The organism is Pedobacter nutrimenti, from assembly GCF_032678445.1.
Lineage (GTDB): Bacteria > Bacteroidota > Bacteroidia > Sphingobacteriales > Sphingobacteriaceae > Pedobacter > Pedobacter nutrimenti_A.
The window spans coordinates 264,103-285,034 of the sequence record NZ_JAVTSQ010000010.1 but is presented as its reverse complement, the minus strand read 5'-3'; the positions used below and the strand labels follow the sequence as shown (position 1 = coordinate 285,034).

The window sequence follows — 20,932 nt, the reverse complement described above, 5'->3', positions numbered from 1 at the left end:
TTATTGTTCTGATAACATTTTATTATTGATAAAGTCCGTATCATTCAGGGTATTCAGGAATGCGGTCAATCTGGCTTTCTGATCTTCGCTCAAGGATATCCCCAATTTTCCGTTTTGATGCAGCACCGGATCTAAATTTGGACTAGCCTGAACCTCCGAATTATAATGTTCCAGTACCCCTGCCAATGATAAAAATCGTCCATCATGCATATAAGGAGCTGTGTATTGCAGATTCCTTAAGGAGGGTACTTTAAATTTATATTTATCCGTTTCCATCAGTGTAGCAGCATATAAGCCTTTGTCATTTATAGAACTGATCCCCAAACCATTGTTGCGGAAGGAACCATCCGTAAATAAGGGTTCTGCATGGCAGGAAGCACATTTGTCTTTAAACAGTACATAACCTTCTTGTTCATCGGCAGTAAATGCTGTACCAGCTTCCTTACGCATCACTTTATCGTATTTGGAATTGCTGCTCACACACATAAGCATAAACTGGGATAATGCTTTCATAAAACGAGCAGTGGTAACTTCTTCTGTACCAAAAGCACTTTTAAACATAGCCGTGTATTTGGGTAAAGCCCTGATCTTGTTCAATACGTTTTCCAGGTTTTCATCCATCTCTTCATGGGTGGTAATGGGGGTAATGGGCTGGAGATCCAAATCATAAACACCCCCGCCCCACATAAAGGCTTTATTCCAGGCCAGGTTCATGATCGGCGGCGAATTGCGTGTTCCCAGACGGTCGTCAATCCCGTGGCTCACATCATGCCCGTGCTGCGTAAATGCAGAAGACTGGATATGACAGGAACCGCAGGTGACGGTATTGTTACGCGACAGCCTGGGCTCATAAAACAAGGCCCTGCCCAGTTCAAAGCCTTCTTTGGTGACCGGATTATTTGCAAAGTTATATGCGGGATCAGGAAAGTTAGCTGGTTTCTGAAAACCCAGGAATTTCTCTATTTTTTCTTTAACCGGATTGTCTTTCTTACAGGCCAGTATAAACAGGCCGAGGAAACACAAGACGATCCAATGTCTCTCGTTCATAGCCATTAATTTTCAGTGTGATCGTGCCTGAACATTTCGGGAAAATTGGCTGCAATTTTAGCGGTAAAATCATCGAACATCACATTCGGTTTTTCTGCTATTTTAAATGTATTTTTCCCGTTAAATACCTTCATTATATCAACAAAGAGATGGATATTGCTTTGACGGTCTTTCCTTACTTTGGCTATTCCGGCTGTTCTTAAATCCACGTTAATCACTTTAATATTATTCAGCGTTGGCGCATTATAACCGCCAAAAAAACCGATATGATATTTAAATTGCTTCTTGCCGGTTGGATCACCCTTAACGTCATCGGAAATAACAGCAGAATTTCCCTCAAATTTAAAGAAGATGTAACCGCTGTTCCAGCCCCAATACATCCCGCTGCCATCGTGGCTTCCACCAGCGGCGGGATCAAGAACTCCTGTCCTTTTGTCTATCGGCATAGTACTGCGTAAACTGTCTACACCTAAAGTGAAGGTTAAACTGGTATAATCGCCTTCCGGTACTTTTACTTTCGCAAAACGGGTAGCCTTATCATCGCCTCTGATCAAGAAATAACTGCTGTCCTGGTTTACAGTGTAGGTATTACCTGCACTGGTTGTTACTTTGATGTTACTGATAAAATACTGAAGTCTTGATACGGTGAAAGCTTCGCCTGCGGCATTTTTATATGGACTACCGGTATTGTCAAAAGTTAATGTACGTTCTCCAGCTATATTGTCAAATTCAACCGAGAGTGGTGCAAGATTGCCTTCCTGAAATTCAGGTGTTACATTGTCTTTTTTAGAACAGGCTGAAAATACCAGCATCAAGCTGCATAGAAGGATTGATTTTAAACTTTTTATGTTTGTGTTCATTATGGATACGATTTTATAGAAAAAGATCAGCCATGAGTTGTTCTTTCCGGCAGAGCATAACCTACCGAAACAGCACATTTTTGTGCGTTCATGACTATTTTAATAATTAATTGATTTTATGGAATAGCGTTGTGAAAGGCCATAAGAAGACATACCTTTCCTATGGAGTAAAAATTCAAAAAACTAAACCGGTAAATTAGGATAAAGGGAAGGATGCTGGAGGCGGATGCAGAATTTCAAAGCTGCGATTGGGAAGATCAAAGCAGATATCCCGGTGCTTTTTCTTTTCCAGGAGACTGGAAATGGGATCAAAGGAAAATGTTTCATGGACAGACACGATTTCGTGAAGACCTTTTTTAAAATTATTTTCCTCCTGCCTTTTCTCCTTTTCTTCTGCTTGCTTTAGCTTTTTCATCAGGTAACATTTACCATTACAATGCATTTCAGGTCTGTTCCTGTTTTCGCATAATGCAGAGGCAATGTACTTCTGGTTCATTTCAAAACCGGCATACACAAAAAAGCGTGAAAGGCTGGAGCCCGTCATCGCAATTAATAAGCATATGGCAATAATCCGGTTGATCATTTGGTGGCAAAGATAAATATATTGCTGCCAAATGATCACCGAAAACTGTATTTTTTAATAAGAAGTTGATTTTATATTAGCCCTTGATTATGGGTTTTCTGCTGTCTTAGTTTGCGCCAGCTCTGCATCGTCCGGGGCACTCTTTAAATCCCGGTCCAGTTCGTAAAGTGCATCTCCACTTGCAGCTGCACCACCGGCAATTTTTATTTTGTCCAGCAATTCCATAGCCAGTGTTTCTTCTTCAGTTTGTTCTTTCACAAACCATTGCATGAAATTCCATGTAGCCCAGTCTCCTTCGTCAAAACTCATTTTGACCAATTTGTATATTGCTTTTGTATTATCGATTTCAGATTCAAAGACTTTTTCAAAACAATCTTGTATGGTCAGGGGATCAGCAGGTGGTGCAGGAATAGCTTCTATTCTAACTCTTCCACCCCGCTGTAAAATATATTCAATGATTTTAGTCATGTGATTACGTTCTTCGTTCGCATGTCGGAACAAAAAATTGGCAATACCACCATAGCCCTCACTGTCTGCCCATACTGCAAAAGAGATATAAGTCTGTGCAGCAGCGGCTTCTTTGGTTACCTGAGCATTTAATCCATCACTTAATGTATTGGAAAGACGATTTGTATTCATGTTCTTAGCTTTTATGTATTACAACAAGCCTGGAACCCTCAAAGTTTTATCAATCGTGTATTTCCTGCGTTGCTAAACCTTCAAATCTATATTTTATGATAATTACCCCATCAACACAACCGGAAAAATCAAAGAGTGGCTGATAGATGATTTCATTCTCTAACTTCGTTTTTCCTGTGGTATATACTTCCAATAGCTGCTCACTAATCTGTTCCCAATCCGTACCTGGTCTCACGAACTGATAAGGCCTGTTCAGGACTTCCAGTCTACTCAATCCCCACATCTTCAGCATAGAATCATTGGCCACTTCGATGAGCATTTCCCTGCCTTTTACAACACATAACCCGACAGGCACCTGCTGGGTAATGGTTCTTAATCTATTCTCATTTTCAAACAGTCGAAAATTAGCTCGTTGAAGCTCATTTTTTGCCGTCAGCAACTTTTCATTGGCGTCAGATAGTTCCTCGTTAACAGCAAGTAACTCTATATTCATCTGGTTTAACTGTTCATTTAAAACTTCATTCTTCCGTCTTTTAAATTCAATAAGCTTACTGTTCCGGATGCGCTCAGTAACTTCTGAGGCGGTATGAAGTATACAATAGGCTTCACCATTTTCATTTAAAATGGCACGATAAACGAAATCAAAATAGAAGGTTTGCATTTCACCCCCAGACATGAGTTCTGCAGGCATACCCGTAGCTTCAAAGGTTTCTCCGGTACGCCAAACCTCTTTCAAAAGCTCAATGAACGGTTGTGCTGTTAGTTCTGGAACTGCATCTTCCAGACGCATCCCCATAACAGAATTATCCTTGTTCCAAAAAGCAAGCATGGCTTTGTTCACAAAACTGATGTGCAACTCTTCACTGCAGTAAATAGCTGTCGCATCCTGTGAGAGCTTCATAATATCCAGCAATGCTTGATCACTTAAAAATCTGTCCTTAGGAATCATATAGCCTTTAAGGCATCAAAAGTAACAATTTACTGGTATACACCAATCTTATTGTTCTAATTCAGGTAAAGCCTGGACGCCTTATCAAGTTTTTGTCATATCAAGGTACGCTCCCTTATTCCCGGATGATAGCTTTGCAGCGCTCTTCAATTAGCAAAAACACAGGTTCGAACTCATTATCGTCCCAATAAGGATCAGGAACCTCTCCATCTGCCAAAAACAACCGGACTTTTTCCCGGTCTGTTTCATTACGGGCCAATCTGAGTACATCCCGATGGTTATTGCGATCCATAACATAGATCAAATCATACTCATCAAACAGCGCTGCATTAAAATGCTGTGCCCTCTGTCCGGAGATATCAATACCATGAGATTTGGCTACACGAATAGAACGTTTATCTGGTTGCTGTCCAACATGCCAGTTACCCGTACCAGCAGAATCAATCTCCCAATCCAGCCCACACTCATCCGCCAAGTGCTGCAGAATCCCGTGCGCAAGTGGTGAACGACATATATTGCCCAGACAAACCATTAAAATCTTCTTCTTCTCCATACCAATTATAAACGCTAATTTATAGCTTCTGCGTGTAAACTCATAATGGTTTCATCTGATAACATAGTCACTGTATTCTTCCGGATGCCTTTTTCATTCAGCATTTCTGCAATTTTATTCACCATGTAAATCGATGCTTCAATTTCATCCTTTCTGATCGCCACACTTTCAATGTTAAACCCGAAAGGAATGGAACGTTCCGCACAAAAGGCAGCAAGTTCTGTGGCAATATCCAAACAAACGTTAACAGACCTTTCCAGCATATTTTCAGCCCGGGTAAAATCTTCCTTTAGACCCGGCGGAATATGAATACCTAGCCATTCCATGAAATTCAACGTTTTTACTGATCCACAAGCTGTAAGTGTAAATATCACCGTCGGAAACTTCTTATTATCGTTTTTGCAGGTACGATCCAGATCTTCTACAACCTTCTTCGCATAGTCTAGATTAAATACACATTGAGAAATGAAATAAGACACCCCGCAACTAACTTTGTCAAGAATCCGTTGATCTTCATCATGCAATACAGCATGTCTTTCGGGAATAGTCACGGCTCCCAAAACAGAGTTTTTTTCCTGCCTGCTCCACAACAGATAAGCTTCGGGCAAACTGGTTTTAACCGGAAAATCCGGGGCAGGTACTCCCACAAAAACAGGGTAGAACTGATGACGGTGAAGATCATCAAGCCAATCTGAGAGTTCTTCTTTTGAGAATTTTCCAGCAGGACGGTAGATGATCTTCGGTAGATCTAAATCCCGGAGATACCTACTCGCAAAACTAAAAGGATCATGAGCCTTTAAAAAAGGAAATGGCCGCTCCTCGCAAGTACGGGCAGACTCATCCTGCACGTCATATACGATCAATGCATCAAGGTCCAGATCGATGAGCCTTGCAATAGTGCGATCGGCAATCTCAGCAATCCGTTCCGGACTTGTCTCAGATTTTGGTGGTGTGATACCGTAAGTTAGAATTCCGGATGCTCCGGACTTGATCTTATTTAAGAACATAAGCTGTACACTGTTATGAGTCGCGAAAAACAAGAGGATGTATTATAACACCCTCTTCTTCTATCAATTAAATTATACTTTCTACACTGATCTGCGCTCTTGCCTGTTTAGCAGCAGCAACCATGTTTTCCAGTGCAGCTTTGGTTTCTGGCCATTTACGTGTTTTAAGTCCACAATCTGGATTTACCCATAGATGACGTGCCGGCAGTAAATCTGCCGCCTTTGCCAAAAGGGACGCCATTTCTTCTGTACTTGGGACACGTGGTGAGTGAATATCATACACACCGGGTCCAATCTCATTCGGATACTCAAAATGAGCAAATGCCTGCAACAGTTCCATTTGCGACCTTGAGGTCTCAATAGTAATCACATCGGCATCCATCGCAGCAATATGTTCAATAATGTGATTGAATTCGCTGTAGCACATATGCGTATGTATTTGCGTTTTATCCTGTACACCACTTGCTGTGATACGAAAAGCCTTTACTGCCCAATCCAGGTAATGTGGGTGTTTTGCTTTTCGCAGTGGCAGTCCTTCGCGGATAGCCGCTTCATCAATCTGAACAATACCAATACCTGCCTTTTCCAGCGCGACAACTTCATCACGGATGGCAAAAGCAATCTGATTCGTAGTCACATCTCTTGGTTGATCATCGCGCACGAACGACCATTGCAAAATCGTTACCGGCCCGGTCAACATCCCTTTCATTGGTTTATCCGTTTGCGCAGCCGCAAATTTGCTCCAGCGTACGGTCATGTCTGCCGGGCGGCTCACGTCACCATAAATTACCGGAGGCTTTACACAACGGCTTCCATAGCTCTGTACCCATCCATTTTTGGTAAACAGGAAGCCATCCAATTGCTCACCGAAATATTCTACCATATCGTTACGCTCAAATTCACCGTGCACCAATACATCTAAACCAATTTCTTCCTGCCAGCGGATTGCATCAACAGTAGCTTGCTCAATTGCCTTTTCATATTGCTCAAGCGTTAAGTCTCCCTTTTTAAATTGAGCACGCAACTGGCGAATATCGTCTGTTTGCGGAAATGAACCGATCGTAGTTGTGGGAAAAGAAGGTAAATTGAAACGATCCTGGTGCAACTTTTGACGCACAGGGAAAGCGCTTTGACGACTTGCATCTGCTTCGTTAATTGCAGCCACACGATCCTTGACAGCTTGCTTGTGTACCTTTTGTGAGGACCTCCGGCTGTCAATAGCCTTTTTATTAGCTTGCAGCAAGTCATCGTTTCCTTCAGCGATGTGTTTGAGTTCTCTCACTTCAGTCAATTTTTGTTTGGCAAAGGCCATCCAGTTTTTGATTTCCGGATCGATGGCCGTTTCCAGTTCCAGATCAATCGGACTGTGCAGCAGCGAGCAGGATGGTGCAATGATTACCCGATCAGCACCAAGTTTTTCTACCGCTTTACTGATCAGTTTTAAAGACTTTTCATAATCGTTTTTCCAAACGTTACGCCCGTCTACAACCCCCAGAGAAAGTTGAAGTCCATCGGGGATCAGCGCCAGTACCTCATCAAGCTGTTCAGGCGCACGAACCAGATCGACGTGGAGTGCTGCCACTGGCAGACTCACCGCCAATTGCGCATTGTCTAGTAAGGCTTCAAAATACGTAGCAACTAGTAATTTAACGCCACTTACCCGGTTAGATATGGCGCGATAAGCATATTCAAATGCCTCTTTTTCCTTTTTAGAAAGGTCAAGTGCCAGGCAAGGCTCGTCCAGCTGGATCCATTTGGCACCTTGTTGTCTTAAGCGATTAATGATATCCACATAAACGGGCACTAATTTTTTGATCAGGTCAACACGTTCAAATCCCTGCTCCTTTTCTTTGCCTTGCAGCAAATAACTTACCGGCCCGAGAAGCACCGGTTTGGCCTTTTCCCCAAGCTGTGGCTTGGCAAGGTTGTATTCACTAAATAAGTTCTCATTAAAAATCCTGAATTCCTGATTGGCTGTAAATTCAGGCACAATATAGTGGTAATTGGTATCCAGCCATTTGGTCATTTCCATAGCGGTAATATCCAGACCATCTTTCTGATAACCACGTGCCATCGCAAAATAAAGGTCTATTTCGCTATTGGATTTGACTTGCGACAGGATTGGCGAATAACGCTGAGGGATCACCCCCAACAGCAAGCTTGTATCCAGTACCTGGTCATAGAAGCTAAAATCATTACAAGGTATCAGATCAATCCCAGCGTCCAGCTGAGTTTGCCAGTTCTCTTCCTTGATCTTACGGGCAACCCCGTTGAGTTCACCGAGGTCAATTTTGCCTGCCCAGTATTGTTCGCAGGCCTTTTTCAGTTGTCTTTGGTTACCAATTCGCGGGTAGCCCAGGTTTTGTGTTTGCATTTCTTTAAAAGATTTAAGTAGAAAAACAGTTATATTACTTTTATCGTCCTTCCAGAACAGGCAGATATCCTGGCTTATAACATTTCAACCGCCCTTCCCACCAATGATACTGGCAGTGGACATTATTGGTTAAAACTCTTTTGCGTTATTTACAGTTGCGCGACAGCCCGCGATTTCCACACGGTTCCCTTTTAATTCCGATTTCTCGTAAACCCTTCCTGGTAGATAAAGTAAAGAAAAGAACTATTATTTGCCATCCAGCCCAATTACAGGACTAAATTCCAAACAAATGTACATAAGCAGATTTTAAAACTTATTTACCCCCAATAAATAAGCATAAATAACTTTTTTACTATAAAAAATAAGCATATTATCCTTTTAACTCATTATTTTCGCCTTCGCTAAAGAAAAATATTCTATGGAAGAATTAGACGAAACAGATTTATTGCTGCTGAAGATACTGGGCAACAACTCGAACTATACCATAAAAGAGCTTGCGGTAAAGGTAAAGCTATCCCCTTCGCCTGTTTTTGAACGGGTAAAAAGACTGGAAAGCAATGGCTATATTAAAAAGTATATTGCCATATTGGATGCCGAAAAATTTAACCAGGGATTTATTGTGTTTTGCAATATTAAACTCAAACAGCATGACAGGAAGATAGGCCATCAGTTTGTAGAAGACATTTTAAAAATTGACGAAGTTGTAGAATGTTATAATATTTCAGGTGACTATGACTTTATATTAAAGGTGTACGCAAAGGACATGAAACATTACCAGGATTTTGTTTTTAATAAACTAGGCTCTGTTAAAAGTATTGGTAGTACGCACAGTACGTTTGCGATGGCAGAGATAAAAAATTCGTATAACATCAGCTTTTAAAGCAACAATTTAACCACCCTCTCCGGTCTGCACCAAAAAAAACCTGCACCTCTTTTCACACCTCAGGACCTGAAGCCCTTCGCGGAAGGTCCAGTGAGAAAAGAAGTGCAGGTTTTTCCACACAATTTTGTCAAGATGAAGAGCACTACATCCTTTCAGGAACTGTGATCCCTAATAACTTCATTCCGGATTTCAGGATATTGGCCGTAATAAAACTCAAGTTCAAACGGTGCTGTTTCAATGAAGCATCCTCTTCTTTAACTATTGGAGGCACTTCATGGTAGAATTTATTGAACATTTTTGCAACTTCATACAGATAGTTAGACAAAGTAGCTGGAGTATAACCTTTAGCTGCTGAGGCCAATTCCGAAGGGTATTTAGAAAGCAACATGATCATCTCCAACTCTGTTGCAGATAAATCTTTAACTTCAGTTGATTTTGACCATTCTGCATATTCAGCCTTACTTAAAAGAGATTTAATACGCGCATGGGTGTACTGAATAAATGGCCCGGTATTTCCCTGAAAATCAATAGACTCAGAAGGGTCAAACAACAGGCGTTTCTTAGGCTCTACTTTTAGCAGGAAGTATTTTAAAGCCCCCATGCCTATATCATAATACAAACGTTCCTTTTCCTCATCAGAAAAATCATTGGTCTTACCCAGTGCTTCTGTTTTCTGTCTGGCTGTTTCTACCATTTCTGCAATCAGGTCATCCGCATCTACCACTGTACCTTCTCTGGATTTCATTTTGCCACTTGGCAAATCTACCATACCGTAAGACAAATGGTGCAAGCCTTTAGCCCAGGTTTTACCCATTTTCTCCAGGATCAGGAACAAGACCTTGAAATGATAGTCCTGCTCGTTACCCACCACATAAATGGACTGATCCATTTTAAAATCATCATATTTCATTTCTGCAGTACCAAGATCCTGGGTAATATATACGGAGGTTCCATCGGCACGCAGTACGAGTTTCTGGTCCAGGCCATCTTCTGTCAGATCGATCCATACAGACCCGTCTGGCTTTTTAAAGAACACACCTTTACTTAAACCTTCTTCTACAGTATCCTTACCTAATAAATAGGTATTGCTTTCGTAATAATACTTATCAAAATCTACCCCCAGGTTTTTATAAGTAATGTCGAAACCTGCATATACCCATCCGTTCATCTTTTTCCAAAGATCCAGTACCTCGGTATTCCCCTGCTCCCATTCCAGCAGCATTTGCTGTGCCTGTTTAATCAGCGGTGCATTTTTCTTAGCCTCTTCTTCTGTTTGACCAGCAAGCTTCAATGCTTCAATTTCTTTCTTATATTCTTTATCGAAGATCACATAATATTTTCCCACCAGGTGGTCTCCTTTTAAACCAGAACTCTCCGGGGTTTCTCCATTTCCAAATTTTTGCCAGGCCAGCATAGATTTACAAATATGGATACCTCTGTCGTTCACCAGGTTTACTTTGAATACTTCATAACCGTTAGCTTTAAGCAGCTCGGCAACAGAATAGCCCAGTAAGTTGTTTCTAACATGCCCAAGATGCAGCGGCTTATTGGTATTTGGAGAAGAATATTCCACCATTACTTTCTGTCCGTTAGATTTAAAAGTACCAAAATCCTTATCCAGCAAAGTATTGTTCAATAAATCCAGCCAGTACGCATCTGCAATGCTCAGGTTTAAAAAGCCTTTAACGACATTAAATCCGGTAACATCTGCAACATGTTCTACCAGGTAAGCACCGAGTTCCTGAGCGGTAACTTCCGGTGATTTTTTAGAAAAACGTACAATCGGAAAAACCACAATAGTGATTTGTCCTTCAAACTCAACTCTCGTGTCCTGGAGACTGATCTGGTTTTCCTGGATTTCCTGTTGATATAAGTCTTTAACTGCTGTTATCGTAGCAGCAACGATATGTTGTTCAATATTCATATTCTATTCGTTTCTAAAAGCGTTCGTCGCTTTAATTAAGATCTCAAAGGCATGTTCTGCCATCTGATTCTCTTTATCTAAGGTTGGGTTTACTTCCACAATTTCAAAACAGCACACTTTATGATGCGTAATGAGTCTGGTCATTAAACCACCTGCTTCTTTTTCTGTTAAACCTTGGGCCACCGGAGTTCCTGTACCTCTTGAGGCTGTTGGATCCAGTGAATCTACATCAAAAGAGACATAGATCAGGTCGCAATGGTCCAGATATATCATTGTTTCTATCACCGTTCTTTCTACCCCTCGTTTCCGGAATTCGGCGGTGGTGATGTTTTTTACTTTATTTTTTTTGATCAGGTGCTCTTCTGCCTTTTCCATATCCCTTGCAGAAATCAACACCAGGTCACGGTAACTAATTTTAGGTGCTATATTCTCTACATTTTTGAGCTGATACCAGTAATTAATGGTTTCCTGGTCCAGTTTATTCACCTTAGAATCCGTATTATCCTCATCGAGCACCATAGCCAAGGGCATACCATGCATATTTCCAGAAGGTGTAGTGTAAGGAGAGTGCATGTCTGCATGAGCATCTATCCAGATTACACCCAACCTGGATTTAGGATAAGCTGCCTTTATTCCCGAAATGGTGCCTGCAGCTGTACTGTGGTCGCCAGCCAGAACAATCGGAAATTCATTATTTCCAAGGGTATTTTTCACCTCTTCACTTACCCGCTCTACCATGGTTAGGATACCCGAAATCCTTTTTGCATAAGGACTGCCGGTACTCTCCAGCAACAAATGGTTCTCATTCGGTACCTCGATAGATTTGTGTTTTTTAAAGAACCTGCTTCCAAAATCTAATGCCGCAATTTTTATCGCATCTACCCCAAGACTGGCTCCGCGGGTACCTGCTCCAATCTCAGATTTTACTTCAATTATCTTTAAAGACTTAGTCATAAAAAAAATTACGAGTGTATTTTATAAAAGGTTTATCTTTGGGCCAAAATTAACTTATTTTATTTGCCACACCTTTAATAATTGTTCAAAAATATAAAAAATGCAGAGTTACTCCGAATTTCTTGATCTAAGTGTTGGTTTCCCACAGGAAGGCTATGACATTATAGACGATGAATTATACTTCCAGGACCTAAACTTAATGGAGATGATTGAAACTTATGGTACGCCATTGCGTTTCACTTATCTTCCGCTGATCAGCAAAAAAATTCAGCAGGCGAAGATCTTGTTCCAGACCGCCATCTTAAAGAACAATTACAGAGGTGATTACAAGTATTGCTATTGCACCAAGAGCTCCCACTTCCGCCACATTGTGGAAGAAGCCCTTAAAAATGGCATCCACCTGGAAACTTCATCTGCATTTGATATGCCAATGGTAGACGCCCTTGAGAAAAAAGGCGCACTAACCAAAGACATTACGCTGATCTGTAACGGTTTTAAAACTTATCAATACAAACAGTATATTATAGATATGCTGCATGATGGGTATAAAAACATCATTCCTGTTTTAGACAACAAAGAGGAATTTAACCTCTATGATGATGAAATTGAGATGGATACCCCTTGTAATCTTGGAATTCGTATTGCCGCTGAAGAGCAGCCGGATTCTCAGTTCTATACTTCCCGTTTAGGGGTAAGATTGGAAGATGTTATTGATTTTTACAACAATAAGATTGCATCTAACCCTAATTTCAGAGTTAAATTGCTGCATTTCTTTATCAACTCGGGTATTTCAGATACACCTTATTACTGGAATGAGCTGGAGAAATATGTAACGTTATACTGCAAATTCAAAAAGATCAACCCGGAGCTGGATACTTTAGATATCGGTGGTGGTATGCCTTTCAAAGACTCCCTGGTTTTTGATTTCGATTACGAATACATGGTCAATGAGATCGTTAAACGAATTAAAGAGATCTGTGCAGAGCATGATGTTATTGAACCGGATATCATTACAGAATTCGGTAAATATACGGTAGCAGAAGCTTCTGGTATATTATATAAGGTATTGGGCCGTAAACAGCAGAATGACCGTGAAAGATGGCTAATGCTGGATGGTTCTTTCATTACCAATCTTCCTGATGTTTGGGCACTGAACCAAAAATATGTTTTGTTGCCAATCAACAACTGGGATGCGGAATATGAAAAAGTAAACCTTGGTGGAATTACCTGCGACGGTCAGGATTATTACAACCAGGAAGCGCACATGAACAGTGTGTTTATGCCAAAAACACGTAAAGTACAATACCTTGGTTTCTTCCATACTGGTGCTTATCAGGAAGTACTGAGCGGTTATGGCGGTATCCATCACTGCTTGCTGCCAAGTCCTAAACATGTGATCATTCGCAGAAACAGAGATGAGACTTTCAACTTCGAGGTATTCGGTGAAGAGCAAAACAGTAAACAAGTATTGAAGATTCTAGGTTATACCTAGGCAAAAAATAAGGGGTTACCATCCGGCAACCCCTTACAACCTTATCTAAACCAAATTATGAAACTTTAATTTCTTTGTTTTGTGATTGACTTTCGTCTTTCTTACCTATAGTAATATTTAAAATACCATTGGTATATTCTGCACTGATTTTATCTCCGTCTACGCTTTCTGGCAACACAAATGACCTTGCGAAAGAGAAATAATCAAACTCTCTGCGGGTATATTCTTTTTTATCTTCTTCACCTACTTTTTTCTCTGCCCATACAGAAAGTGTGTCTTTTTTCAAATTGATTTGAAAATCTTCTTTGTTTAAACCTGGTGCAGCAAGTTCAATTTTGTAATCTGCATCAGATTCTAAGATGTTAACACCAGGAATTTTATTCACGTTTAAGTTTTTATTTAACGCTTCGTTAAACAATGAGTCAAAAATGTTGTTAAAATAAGGTGCGTTGTTTCTGGTTCTGTTGTTAAATTTTACTAGTGTCATTGCTATTTCTCCTGTTATTTAATTTTAAACTTTTTATTTTAATCGTATATCTCCCATTGTTCAACACTCATACCAATCCCTATTTTTATGATATTTAAGACATTATGGCATTCAAAAGAAAAACAAACAGACAAAAAGGCAGTAAAAATGAATGAATTGGATTTATTCAAGTACAAAACGACATTAGAGTTGCGCTTTGCAGACTATGATATGATGGGGCATGTAAATAATGCAGTGTACTTTACCTATCTGGAGATTGCCAGAGCCAAATACTGGAAACAGGCCATTAAATGGGACTGGAAGAAAACCGGCGTGGTGATTGCGCAAGCCAGCCTGGATTATATTCATCCTATTTTATTAGAAGATAAGGTTCATATCTATGTACGTACCTCTAGGATTGGGAAGACGAGCTTTGATCTGGAATACATTATTGTGAAAATGACCAACAATACGGAACTGATCTGCAGCAAGGGGAAAACAATCTGTGTTGCTTTTGATTATCAAACCAAGGCAGCTACGGAAATACCTGAAAACGAAAAGAATAAAATGATTGTTTTTGAGCAGTTGAACAACAACTAGCCAGAATTTCAAGATCCCGGAATGCATTCCGGGATCTTGAAAAAATCTAAAATATTTTACCAGGATTTAAAATGCTGTTCGGATCAAACACTTGTTTGATGCTCCGCATCAGGTTCAGGTGGACCTCGCTATATTTAATTGGCATAAACTCCCTTTGAACAAGACCAATTCCGTGCTCTCCGGAAATAGTCCCTCCCAGTGCACTGGTCAATTCAAAAATCTCTACTATACCATCTTTAAGTTTGCTTTTCCAGTCTTCATCGCTCATACCTCCTTTAATGATATTTACGTGCAGGTTCCCATCTCCGGCATGCCCATAACAAACACTCTCAAAACCATAACGTCCTCCAATTTCCTTAATGCCTGCGATGAGCTTAGGTAAGGCAGCTCTTGGTACCACAGTATCTTCTTCCTTATAAATAGAATTGGATTTCACCGACTCCGGCATTGTTCTTCTGATTCTCCATAAGTCATCTTTTTGCTGAGCAGTATCTGCAAACAATACATCTGTACAATTGAAGTTCTCGAGTACCAGATTTGCTTTTTCGCAATCCTTAAAGATGGTATCCAGATCATCACCATCAAACTCCATCATTAAAAATGCATTGACCTCGTCTTTAAGATCAAACTTGATATCATCGTATTTAATTACCCATTCCACCCCCTTACGCTCCATAAATTCCAGAGCAGAAGGTGTAATCCCCGCCCTGAAAATTGCAGAAACAGCTGCACAGGCATCTTCATTTTTCGTAAAAGAAGCCATCATCAATACATTTTGTGTTGGCCTTGGAATCAGTTTAGTCACAATTTTGGTCACCACACCTAATGTACCTTCAGAACCAATCATTAACTGAGTCAGGTTATAGCCTGATGCATATTTTAAAGTGTTTGCTCCTGTCCAGATCACCTCTCCTGTAGGTAATACGACCTCCAGGTTCAAGATATACTCTCTTATCGTTCCATACTTCACCACCCTTGGACCGCCTGAACCATGTGCAACATTACCACCAATAAAGCAAGAACCCTTACTGGAAGGATCTATAGGATACAGCAAGCCCTTTTCAGCTACCGCATTCATAAACTCTTCTGTAATAACGCCCGGCTCTACAATAGCCTGCAAATTCTCTGTGTCAATGTCAATGATCGCCTTAAATTTTTCCATAGACAACAATACACCGGCATAAACCGGCAAGGCACCCCCACTGAGACCTGTCCCTCCACCTCTTGGCGTTACAGGAACATGGTGTTCATTGCATAGTTTCAGTAAGGCAGCAACACTTGCCGTATCTAAAGGCTTTACCACAACTTCCGGGTAGTATTTCAGATCTTCGGTTTCGTCATGCGCATAGTTACCCAAAGATTCTTCATCTGTAAAAACGTTGGAAGCACCGACAGCCTCTTTAAGTTTCGAAAGAAAATCAGGTGTGATTTTAGTATAGGACATCAGGGTTTATATTTGATTTTATAAATTTTACATTCATGTTCTGCCATCTGGCAAATTTATTCTGCGGTATAACGCAACTGTACAAAGGAGTGGTTAATCTCCCCTGGCATTGGGGGATGCATTTTTTTGATCCCAACCTCAATGCTCAGCAAGAATGGATAGTGCTCCAATACCCTGTCCAGCATTTTTTTTACTACCGTTTCCAGCATTTTCTGCGTATTGGCCATCTCCTCTCTCATAATGGTATTCAATACTTCGTAATTTACAGTATGAAGCAAATTCTCTGTATCACCAGAGTGGTTAAAAGTGACTTCAATACTAACTAAAAAGTGGTTTCCAGTCAATTGCTCTTCTGGATAATACCCATGTAAAGCATAGAATTTCACATCTTTAAGTGCAACGGTTTGTATCAGCATCTCTTTGTTTTGCAGCAAAATTAAATTTTCGGACGCTTTTAGCAGCCCATTCCGCTAAATTATTAACTTTGGACGTAACTATCCTAATAAATCAATTGATTTAATTAAACATAGAAAAAGATAGCGGAACCAAATATTTGTATATATGAATACATCTGCAAAGAAAGACCTTTACGAAGCTCCTGACTATTATCTTCTGGACGAACTGTTGTCTGATGAACATAAACTGATCCGTTCTACTGCACGTGATTGGGTCAAGAAAGAGGTGAGCCCAATTATAGAAGACTTTGCCCAAAGAGCAGAATTTCCCAAACACCTGATCAAAGGCCTTGGTGAAATTGGCGCGTTTGGACCTACTATTCCCGTAGAATATGGTGGCGCAGGCCTTGATTATATAGCTTACGGTATCCTTATGCAGGAAATAGAGCGTGGCGATTCTGGCATTCGTTCTACGGCTTCTGTGCAGGGCTCTCTGGTTATGTATCCTATATATACTTATGGAACTGAAGAACAACGTAAAAAATACTTACCAAAATTGGCCACGGGCGAAATGATGGGCTGCTTTGGCCTGACAGAACCAGACCATGGTTCCAATCCTGGTGGAATGGTTACCAATATCAAAGAAAATGGTGATCACTATATTTTAAATGGTGCAAAAATGTGGATCTCCAATGCACCTTTTGCAGATATTGCCGTTGTTTGGGCAAAGGACGAATCTGGTAAAATCAGAGGCATGGTTGTAGAACGCGGCATGGAGGGTTTCAGCACACCAGAAACCCATAACAAATGGAGCTTAAGGGCTTCGGCCACCGGCGAGCTGGTCTTTGACCATGTTAAGATCCCGAAAGAAAACCTGTTCCCCGATATCAGAGGGTTAAAAGGGCCATTGGGCTGCTTAAACCAAGCCCGCTATGGCATTGCCTGGGGTGCTTTGGGTGCGGCTATGGATTGTTACGATACCGCACTGCGTTATGCTAAAGAGCGGGTGCAATTTGGCAGACCTATCGGTGGCTTCCAGCTGCAGCAAAAGAAACTGGCCGAAATGGTCACTGAAATTACTAAGGCACAGCTCCTTGTTTGGCGTTTAGGGGTTTTAAAAAGTGAAAACCGCGCTTCAGCAGAACAAATTTCTATGGCCAAAAGAAATAGTGTTGAAATTGCCCTCGACATTGCCCGGAATGCAAGGCAAATGCTTGGCGGAATGGGTATCACAGGTGAATACTCCATTATGCGCCATATGATGAACCTGGAATCGGTAGTCACTTATGAGGGCACACATGACATTCACTTGCTAATCACCGGCATGGATGTAACTGGTCTGAACGCATTCAAATAAAAAGGATTAACGCTCTCTCCACCCCCTCTCTAATACGACCTCAAGCTTGAAAAATCTATTTAACAAACATTGCTATTGCTTAATTCTCTCCTTAAGCACTTTACTCTGCTACGGACAGGGCAAAAATTTTTCTGTTTCCAGGAACACACCATCCTGGATTGTAAAAATCAACCTCAACGGAAAACAACCAAAAGAAAAGGACATCAATGATGGCTACTATTCCGCATTAGTGGATCAACAAAACCAGGCGGAGTTAGAGGAAAATTATATTCATGTGATCAGGCAAATTGTATCTGATGCCGGTGTTCAAAACGGCTCGCAGATTTCAGTCACTTACGATCCTTCCTACGAAAAACTCATCTTTCATAACATCACCATCTGGCGAAACAATAAGCCAACCGATAAATTAGATGCCTCAAAATTCAAAATTCTGCAGAACGAGAAGGACCTGTCGAGGTTCATCTACAGTGGGACTTATGATGCTTATTTAATCCTTGATGACGTCCGAAAAGGTGATCGTATTGAATATTCTTACACCCGTAAAGGTACCAATCCAATTTTTGGCACCAAGTATACAAATACATTCTATTTTGAAAATTCCAGCAGTGCGGGCCAGCGGTACACCAATCTGATCGTAAATAAATCACGATCACTTCAATTAAAGAATTTCAATTTTAAAACTACTCCAAAAATCACCGAAATGGGTGGTTTGCGTATGTACGAATGGGAAAGCTCTTTAACAGACACTTACAGAAACGTTGATTATACTCCTTCCTGGTATGAACCATTTAAATACACCCAGGTTACGGAATACCAGAACTGGGAAGAAGTAGTTGACTGGGGACTAAAAACCAATAGCTACCCCGGCTTAAAGACTCCACTTTTAGATAAAAAAGTAGCAGAACTGCTTCGGCTTGCCGGTAACAAACCTGAAAAGTACATTCAGTTGGCTATTCGTTTTGTACAGGATGAGATCAGATATATGGGCGTAGAAATGGGAGTATATTCTCAGCGGCCCAATTCACCAGAAAAGGTACTTCAACAAAGATATGGAGATTGTAAAGATAAATCTTTATTACTCATCTACCTGCTAAATAAGACAAACGTAAACGCCTATATGGCCTATATTGATACCTATTCCGGTAAAAACACGACTGACTTTTTACCAAGCCCAATGCTATTCAATCATGCAGTAGTCGTTATCGAACACAAACAATCAAAAATATGGATAGACCCCACTATATCTTACCAAAGAGGGGCTTATGACAGCATTTACTTTCCAAACTATGGACAGGGATTGGTCTTAAAGCCAGGTGTAAAACATCCTGAAAGTGTTGTTAGTATTGCAACGGGCAAATTGGTATCCAATCTGGTTTTTGATCTGGCAGATACTTCAGGAAAGAAAGCAACAATATTGACGATAAAAAGTACATATACAGACAACTACGCTGATGATATTCGTTCAACAATTGCTGACGAAGGACAGGATGACCTGCAAAAATCTTTTCTCGAATATATAACAAAGTACTATCCGGATGCAGAAAACATAAAGCCAATCGCAATTGATGACAATGAGGAATCCAACACCATAAACATTACCGAATGCTATCAAATAGAGGATATATGGAAAAAAGAGGATGGCGAAGATCATCATGTCAACTTCTACGGAGATCTTATTTATACTGAACTCCGCAATATTAAACCTAAAAACCGTATAGAACCCATGTCCCTGAAATTTCCGGTTAACATAGAGGAAAACGTATACATCAATTTACCCAAAGCCTGGTCAATTGAAGAACAAAATAAAAGGGTAGAGACCGACAATTATTATTTTGAATTTAACTCTTTTATCCGCGGTAATCAGCTTAGGCTTAATTATTCGTACCGAAGTATGAAAGACTATATAGAAGGGAAGGATATTAAGGCTTATGTTAAAGACACCAAGGAGATTAAAGATCATCTGTCTTTTTATCTTTCCTGGGGAAGCAACGATGGATTAATTGCCGAGAATTCAAACCCATATCTTCTTGGCCTGGCCATACTCATTTTTCTAATTTCAGGAATCTTCTTTACCAGAATCTATCAGCAAAAGACTGAATTTGATCTTGAACAAATGGCAGAAGGCAGATCAATAGGTGGCTGGATCATTTTTACTGCCATTATTTTGAGTCTAAGTCCAATCAGCATTATTGGAGAAGCCAATCTTTCCGGTGCATTTTCCTCTGCAACCTGGCAATGGATCAATAGCCTCAAAGGTTCAGCCAAGTTTTTTGCCGGTGCTTACTATACGATCGAGGTCATTACTATAGCCTTAAAAATGAGTTGGGTAATCTTGTTATTATTTCTTTTTTACAACAGAAGAACATCTTTCCCTGAACGATATATTCAATACCTCCATTTTCTTATTTGCGTGGTTCTGATCAGATTTGCCGGAGATTGTTATATCAATTTCCTGGCAGAACGTCCAATCTTTCCAGACACAACTACCACGATGACCAGGATATTTGCTATAGGCTTCTGTATCCTTTGGATTCTTTGCTATCAAAGGTCACACCGGGTAAAAGAGACATTTGTATTTACCTATCCAGAGGTTTTATGGAAAAAAGAACTCATCGAATATAAGAATTCACAAATCTCAGCGTATTTTAGCCGACAAAATCATACCTCAGAAACAAAGGAACCTGAAGTAGAAGAACCTGATTTAACAAATACCCCGAAAGATGAAAACGTTTAAAAAATACTATAGTTTCCCCGCGCCTCCCGAAGAAGTCTATCTGGCACTGACTAAAGAGCAAAGCATTCAGCTCTGGACTGGTGCAGAAGTCGAATTTACGGAAGAACCCGGAACAGAGTTTTCTTTCTGGGATGGCGACATCGTAGGCAAGAACATTGAATTTGACCCCGGAAAGAAAATTGTACAGCAATGGTATTTCGGAGAAGATAATGAACCCTCCATTGTGACCATCAAACTGCACCCGGATAAGAAAGGCACTTCTCTTGAATTTGTGCAAACCAATATTCCCGAAGAAGATTATGACGACTTTACTGGCGGCTTAAGTGAACATTACTTTGGCGGCTTGCAGGATTTCTTCGAAGAAGAGTAAAAAAGAGGGGGTTCTAAGCTGGAACGAAAAAATAAGGCTATATTTTCTGGACTGGAGTCTTTGCCTCGCTTCGCTCTTGTGGCAAAGCCCCCTGAGGTCCTGAAAATATAGCCTTATTTTTTTGAAGACGCTTAGTAACAAAGGAGGGGAATCCATGCATGGCGCAGAGAAAAATTAAATATTGCTATATGCGAATCGATATAGGCAACAAAAAAATCAATATTACTCTTCGAGGGCCTCAGGGCGCCTTGCCACAAGAGCGAAGCGGGGCAAGGAGTCCAGTCCTCGAAGAGTAATATTG

19 protein-coding genes and 1 riboswitch are annotated in these 20,932 nt (G+C 40.6%); of the genes, 6 read left to right on the top strand and 13 right to left on the bottom strand.

Annotated elements, in window-relative coordinates:
• The 8 genes from R2S08_RS19610 to metE all read right to left on the bottom strand — a co-directional run bounded on the left by R2S08_RS19610 (position 1) and on the right by metE (position 8,012).
• Positions 1-1,053 carry a cytochrome-c peroxidase gene (locus R2S08_RS19610; RefSeq protein ID WP_410479530.1) on the bottom strand — a complete coding sequence of 351 codons (1,053 nt, stop codon included), beginning with the start codon at positions 1,051-1,053 and terminating at the stop codon, positions 1-3.
• Positions 1,053-1,907, bottom strand: coding sequence for an MbnP family protein (locus R2S08_RS19605; protein WP_316836715.1), 855 nt, complete (start codon positions 1,905-1,907; stop codon positions 1,053-1,055). The genes R2S08_RS19610 and R2S08_RS19605 overlap by 1 nt, the downstream gene beginning before the upstream one ends.
• A 196-nt stretch (positions 1,908-2,103) precedes the next feature.
• A complete protein-coding gene (locus tag R2S08_RS19600) occupies positions 2,104-2,490 on the bottom strand; it encodes a hypothetical protein (RefSeq protein ID WP_316836714.1) in 387 nt (128 codons plus the stop codon).
• 87 nt (positions 2,491-2,577) lie between these two features.
• Complete coding sequence (locus R2S08_RS19595; RefSeq protein ID WP_133782789.1) at positions 2,578-3,129, bottom strand: ferritin; 552 nt, start codon at positions 3,127-3,129, stop codon at positions 2,578-2,580.
• A gap of 49 nt (positions 3,130-3,178) precedes the next feature.
• Positions 3,179-4,078, bottom strand: a complete 900-nt coding sequence (locus tag R2S08_RS19590; protein ID WP_316836713.1) for a PAS domain-containing protein — start codon at positions 4,076-4,078, stop codon at positions 3,179-3,181.
• Between the two features lie 115 nt (positions 4,079-4,193).
• Entirely contained in the window at positions 4,194-4,631 is a 438-nt protein-coding gene (locus R2S08_RS19585) for a low molecular weight protein-tyrosine-phosphatase (protein WP_316836712.1), read from the bottom strand.
• A 14-nt stretch (positions 4,632-4,645) separates the two neighbouring features.
• Positions 4,646-5,638, bottom strand: coding sequence for a hypothetical protein (locus R2S08_RS19580; protein WP_316836711.1), 993 nt, complete (start codon positions 5,636-5,638; stop codon positions 4,646-4,648).
• 67 nt (positions 5,639-5,705) lie between these two features.
• Complete coding sequence (gene metE / locus R2S08_RS19575) at positions 5,706-8,012, bottom strand: 5-methyltetrahydropteroyltriglutamate--homocysteine S-methyltransferase (protein WP_316836710.1); 2,307 nt, start codon at positions 8,010-8,012, stop codon at positions 5,706-5,708.
• 41 nt (positions 8,013-8,053) lie between these two features.
• A riboswitch (cobalamin riboswitch) is annotated at positions 8,054-8,244 on the bottom strand.
• Positions 8,245-8,430: 186 nt separating this feature from the next.
• Between metE and R2S08_RS19570 the strand changes: the two genes are divergently transcribed.
• Complete coding sequence (locus tag R2S08_RS19570) at positions 8,431-8,892, top strand: Lrp/AsnC family transcriptional regulator (RefSeq protein WP_133782781.1); 462 nt, start codon at positions 8,431-8,433, stop codon at positions 8,890-8,892.
• 145 nt (positions 8,893-9,037) lie between these two features.
• Here the strand turns inward: R2S08_RS19570 and argS are convergent, their stop codons facing one another.
• Entirely contained in the window at positions 9,038-10,819 is a 1,782-nt protein-coding gene (gene argS / locus R2S08_RS19565) for an arginine--tRNA ligase (protein WP_316836709.1), read from the bottom strand.
• A gap of 3 nt (positions 10,820-10,822) precedes the next feature.
• Positions 10,823-11,773, bottom strand: coding sequence for an arginase (locus R2S08_RS19560; RefSeq protein WP_316836708.1), 951 nt, complete (start codon positions 11,771-11,773; stop codon positions 10,823-10,825).
• Between the two features lie 100 nt (positions 11,774-11,873).
• Between R2S08_RS19560 and R2S08_RS19555 the strand changes: the two genes are divergently transcribed.
• Positions 11,874-13,265 carry an arginine decarboxylase gene (locus tag R2S08_RS19555; protein ID WP_108555477.1) on the top strand — a complete coding sequence of 464 codons (1,392 nt, stop codon included), beginning with the start codon at positions 11,874-11,876 and terminating at the stop codon, positions 13,263-13,265.
• Positions 13,266-13,320: 55 nt separating this feature from the next.
• Here the strand turns inward: R2S08_RS19555 and R2S08_RS19550 are convergent, their stop codons facing one another.
• Positions 13,321-13,650, bottom strand: coding sequence for an Hsp20/alpha crystallin family protein (locus R2S08_RS19550; RefSeq protein WP_316836707.1), 330 nt, complete (start codon positions 13,648-13,650; stop codon positions 13,321-13,323).
• 189 nt (positions 13,651-13,839) lie between these two features.
• On the opposite strand from R2S08_RS19550, the gene R2S08_RS19545 reads away from it, so the two are divergent.
• Positions 13,840-14,331, top strand: a complete 492-nt coding sequence (locus R2S08_RS19545; protein ID WP_316836706.1) for an acyl-CoA thioesterase — start codon at positions 13,840-13,842, stop codon at positions 14,329-14,331.
• 46 nt (positions 14,332-14,377) lie between these two features.
• Here R2S08_RS19545 and R2S08_RS19540 read toward each other — a convergent pair whose 3' ends face one another.
• Together R2S08_RS19540 and folB are read right to left on the bottom strand one after the other, a co-directional pair.
• The gene (locus R2S08_RS19540; RefSeq protein ID WP_316836705.1) at positions 14,378-15,775 is read right to left on the bottom strand and encodes an FAD-binding oxidoreductase; all 1,398 of its coding nucleotides are present in this window, start codon (positions 15,773-15,775) and stop codon (positions 14,378-14,380) included.
• A 56-nt stretch (positions 15,776-15,831) separates the two neighbouring features.
• The gene (gene folB, locus R2S08_RS19535) at positions 15,832-16,191 is read right to left on the bottom strand and encodes a dihydroneopterin aldolase (protein ID WP_316836704.1); all 360 of its coding nucleotides are present in this window, start codon (positions 16,189-16,191) and stop codon (positions 15,832-15,834) included.
• Positions 16,192-16,336: 145 nt separating this feature from the next.
• On the opposite strand from folB, the gene R2S08_RS19530 reads away from it, so the two are divergent.
• From R2S08_RS19530 to R2S08_RS19520, 3 genes are read left to right on the top strand one after another with little or no spacing between them, the layout of a single operon-like run.
• The gene (locus R2S08_RS19530) at positions 16,337-17,527 is read left to right on the top strand and encodes an acyl-CoA dehydrogenase family protein (RefSeq protein ID WP_316836703.1); all 1,191 of its coding nucleotides are present in this window, start codon (positions 16,337-16,339) and stop codon (positions 17,525-17,527) included.
• Positions 17,528-17,573: 46 nt separating this feature from the next.
• On the top strand, positions 17,574-20,261 hold the full coding sequence (locus tag R2S08_RS19525; RefSeq protein ID WP_316836702.1) for a DUF3857 domain-containing protein: 2,688 nt from the start codon (positions 17,574-17,576) through the stop codon (positions 20,259-20,261).
• On the top strand, positions 20,248-20,631 hold the full coding sequence (locus R2S08_RS19520) for an SRPBCC domain-containing protein (RefSeq protein ID WP_108552968.1): 384 nt from the start codon (positions 20,248-20,250) through the stop codon (positions 20,629-20,631). The genes R2S08_RS19525 and R2S08_RS19520 overlap by 14 nt, the downstream gene beginning before the upstream one ends.
• Positions 20,632-20,932: the final 301 nt, after the last annotated feature.

Coding starts and splice junctions, on each gene's coding strand:
- R2S08_RS19530 (WP_316836703.1), top strand. CDS start 16,337: ATGAATACATCTGCAAAGAAAGACCTTTACGAAGCTCCTGACTATTAT.
- R2S08_RS19610 (WP_410479530.1), bottom strand. CDS start 1,053: ATGGCTATGAACGAGAGACATTGGATCGTCTTGTGTTTCCTCGGCCTG.
- R2S08_RS19590 (WP_316836713.1), bottom strand. CDS start 4,078: ATGATTCCTAAGGACAGATTTTTAAGTGATCAAGCATTGCTGGATATT.
- R2S08_RS19585 (WP_316836712.1), bottom strand. CDS start 4,631: ATGGAGAAGAAGAAGATTTTAATGGTTTGTCTGGGCAATATATGTCGT.
- R2S08_RS19555 (WP_108555477.1), top strand. CDS start 11,874: ATGCAGAGTTACTCCGAATTTCTTGATCTAAGTGTTGGTTTCCCACAG.
- R2S08_RS19570 (WP_133782781.1), top strand. CDS start 8,431: ATGGAAGAATTAGACGAAACAGATTTATTGCTGCTGAAGATACTGGGC.
- R2S08_RS19520 (WP_108552968.1), top strand. CDS start 20,248: ATGAAAACGTTTAAAAAATACTATAGTTTCCCCGCGCCTCCCGAAGAA.
- R2S08_RS19580 (WP_316836711.1), bottom strand. CDS start 5,638: ATGTTCTTAAATAAGATCAAGTCCGGAGCATCCGGAATTCTAACTTAC.
- R2S08_RS19595 (WP_133782789.1), bottom strand. CDS start 3,129: ATGAATACAAATCGTCTTTCCAATACATTAAGTGATGGATTAAATGCT.
- folB (WP_316836704.1), bottom strand. CDS start 16,191: ATGCTGATACAAACCGTTGCACTTAAAGATGTGAAATTCTATGCTTTA.
- R2S08_RS19560 (WP_316836708.1), bottom strand. CDS start 11,773: ATGACTAAGTCTTTAAAGATAATTGAAGTAAAATCTGAGATTGGAGCA.
- R2S08_RS19605 (WP_316836715.1), bottom strand. CDS start 1,907: ATGAACACAAACATAAAAAGTTTAAAATCAATCCTTCTATGCAGCTTG.
- metE (WP_316836710.1), bottom strand. CDS start 8,012: ATGCAAACACAAAACCTGGGCTACCCGCGAATTGGTAACCAAAGACAA.
- argS (WP_316836709.1), bottom strand. CDS start 10,819: ATGAATATTGAACAACATATCGTTGCTGCTACGATAACAGCAGTTAAA.
- R2S08_RS19545 (WP_316836706.1), top strand. CDS start 13,840: ATGATATTTAAGACATTATGGCATTCAAAAGAAAAACAAACAGACAAA.
- R2S08_RS19540 (WP_316836705.1), bottom strand. CDS start 15,775: ATGTCCTATACTAAAATCACACCTGATTTTCTTTCGAAACTTAAAGAG.
- R2S08_RS19600 (WP_316836714.1), bottom strand. CDS start 2,490: ATGATCAACCGGATTATTGCCATATGCTTATTAATTGCGATGACGGGC.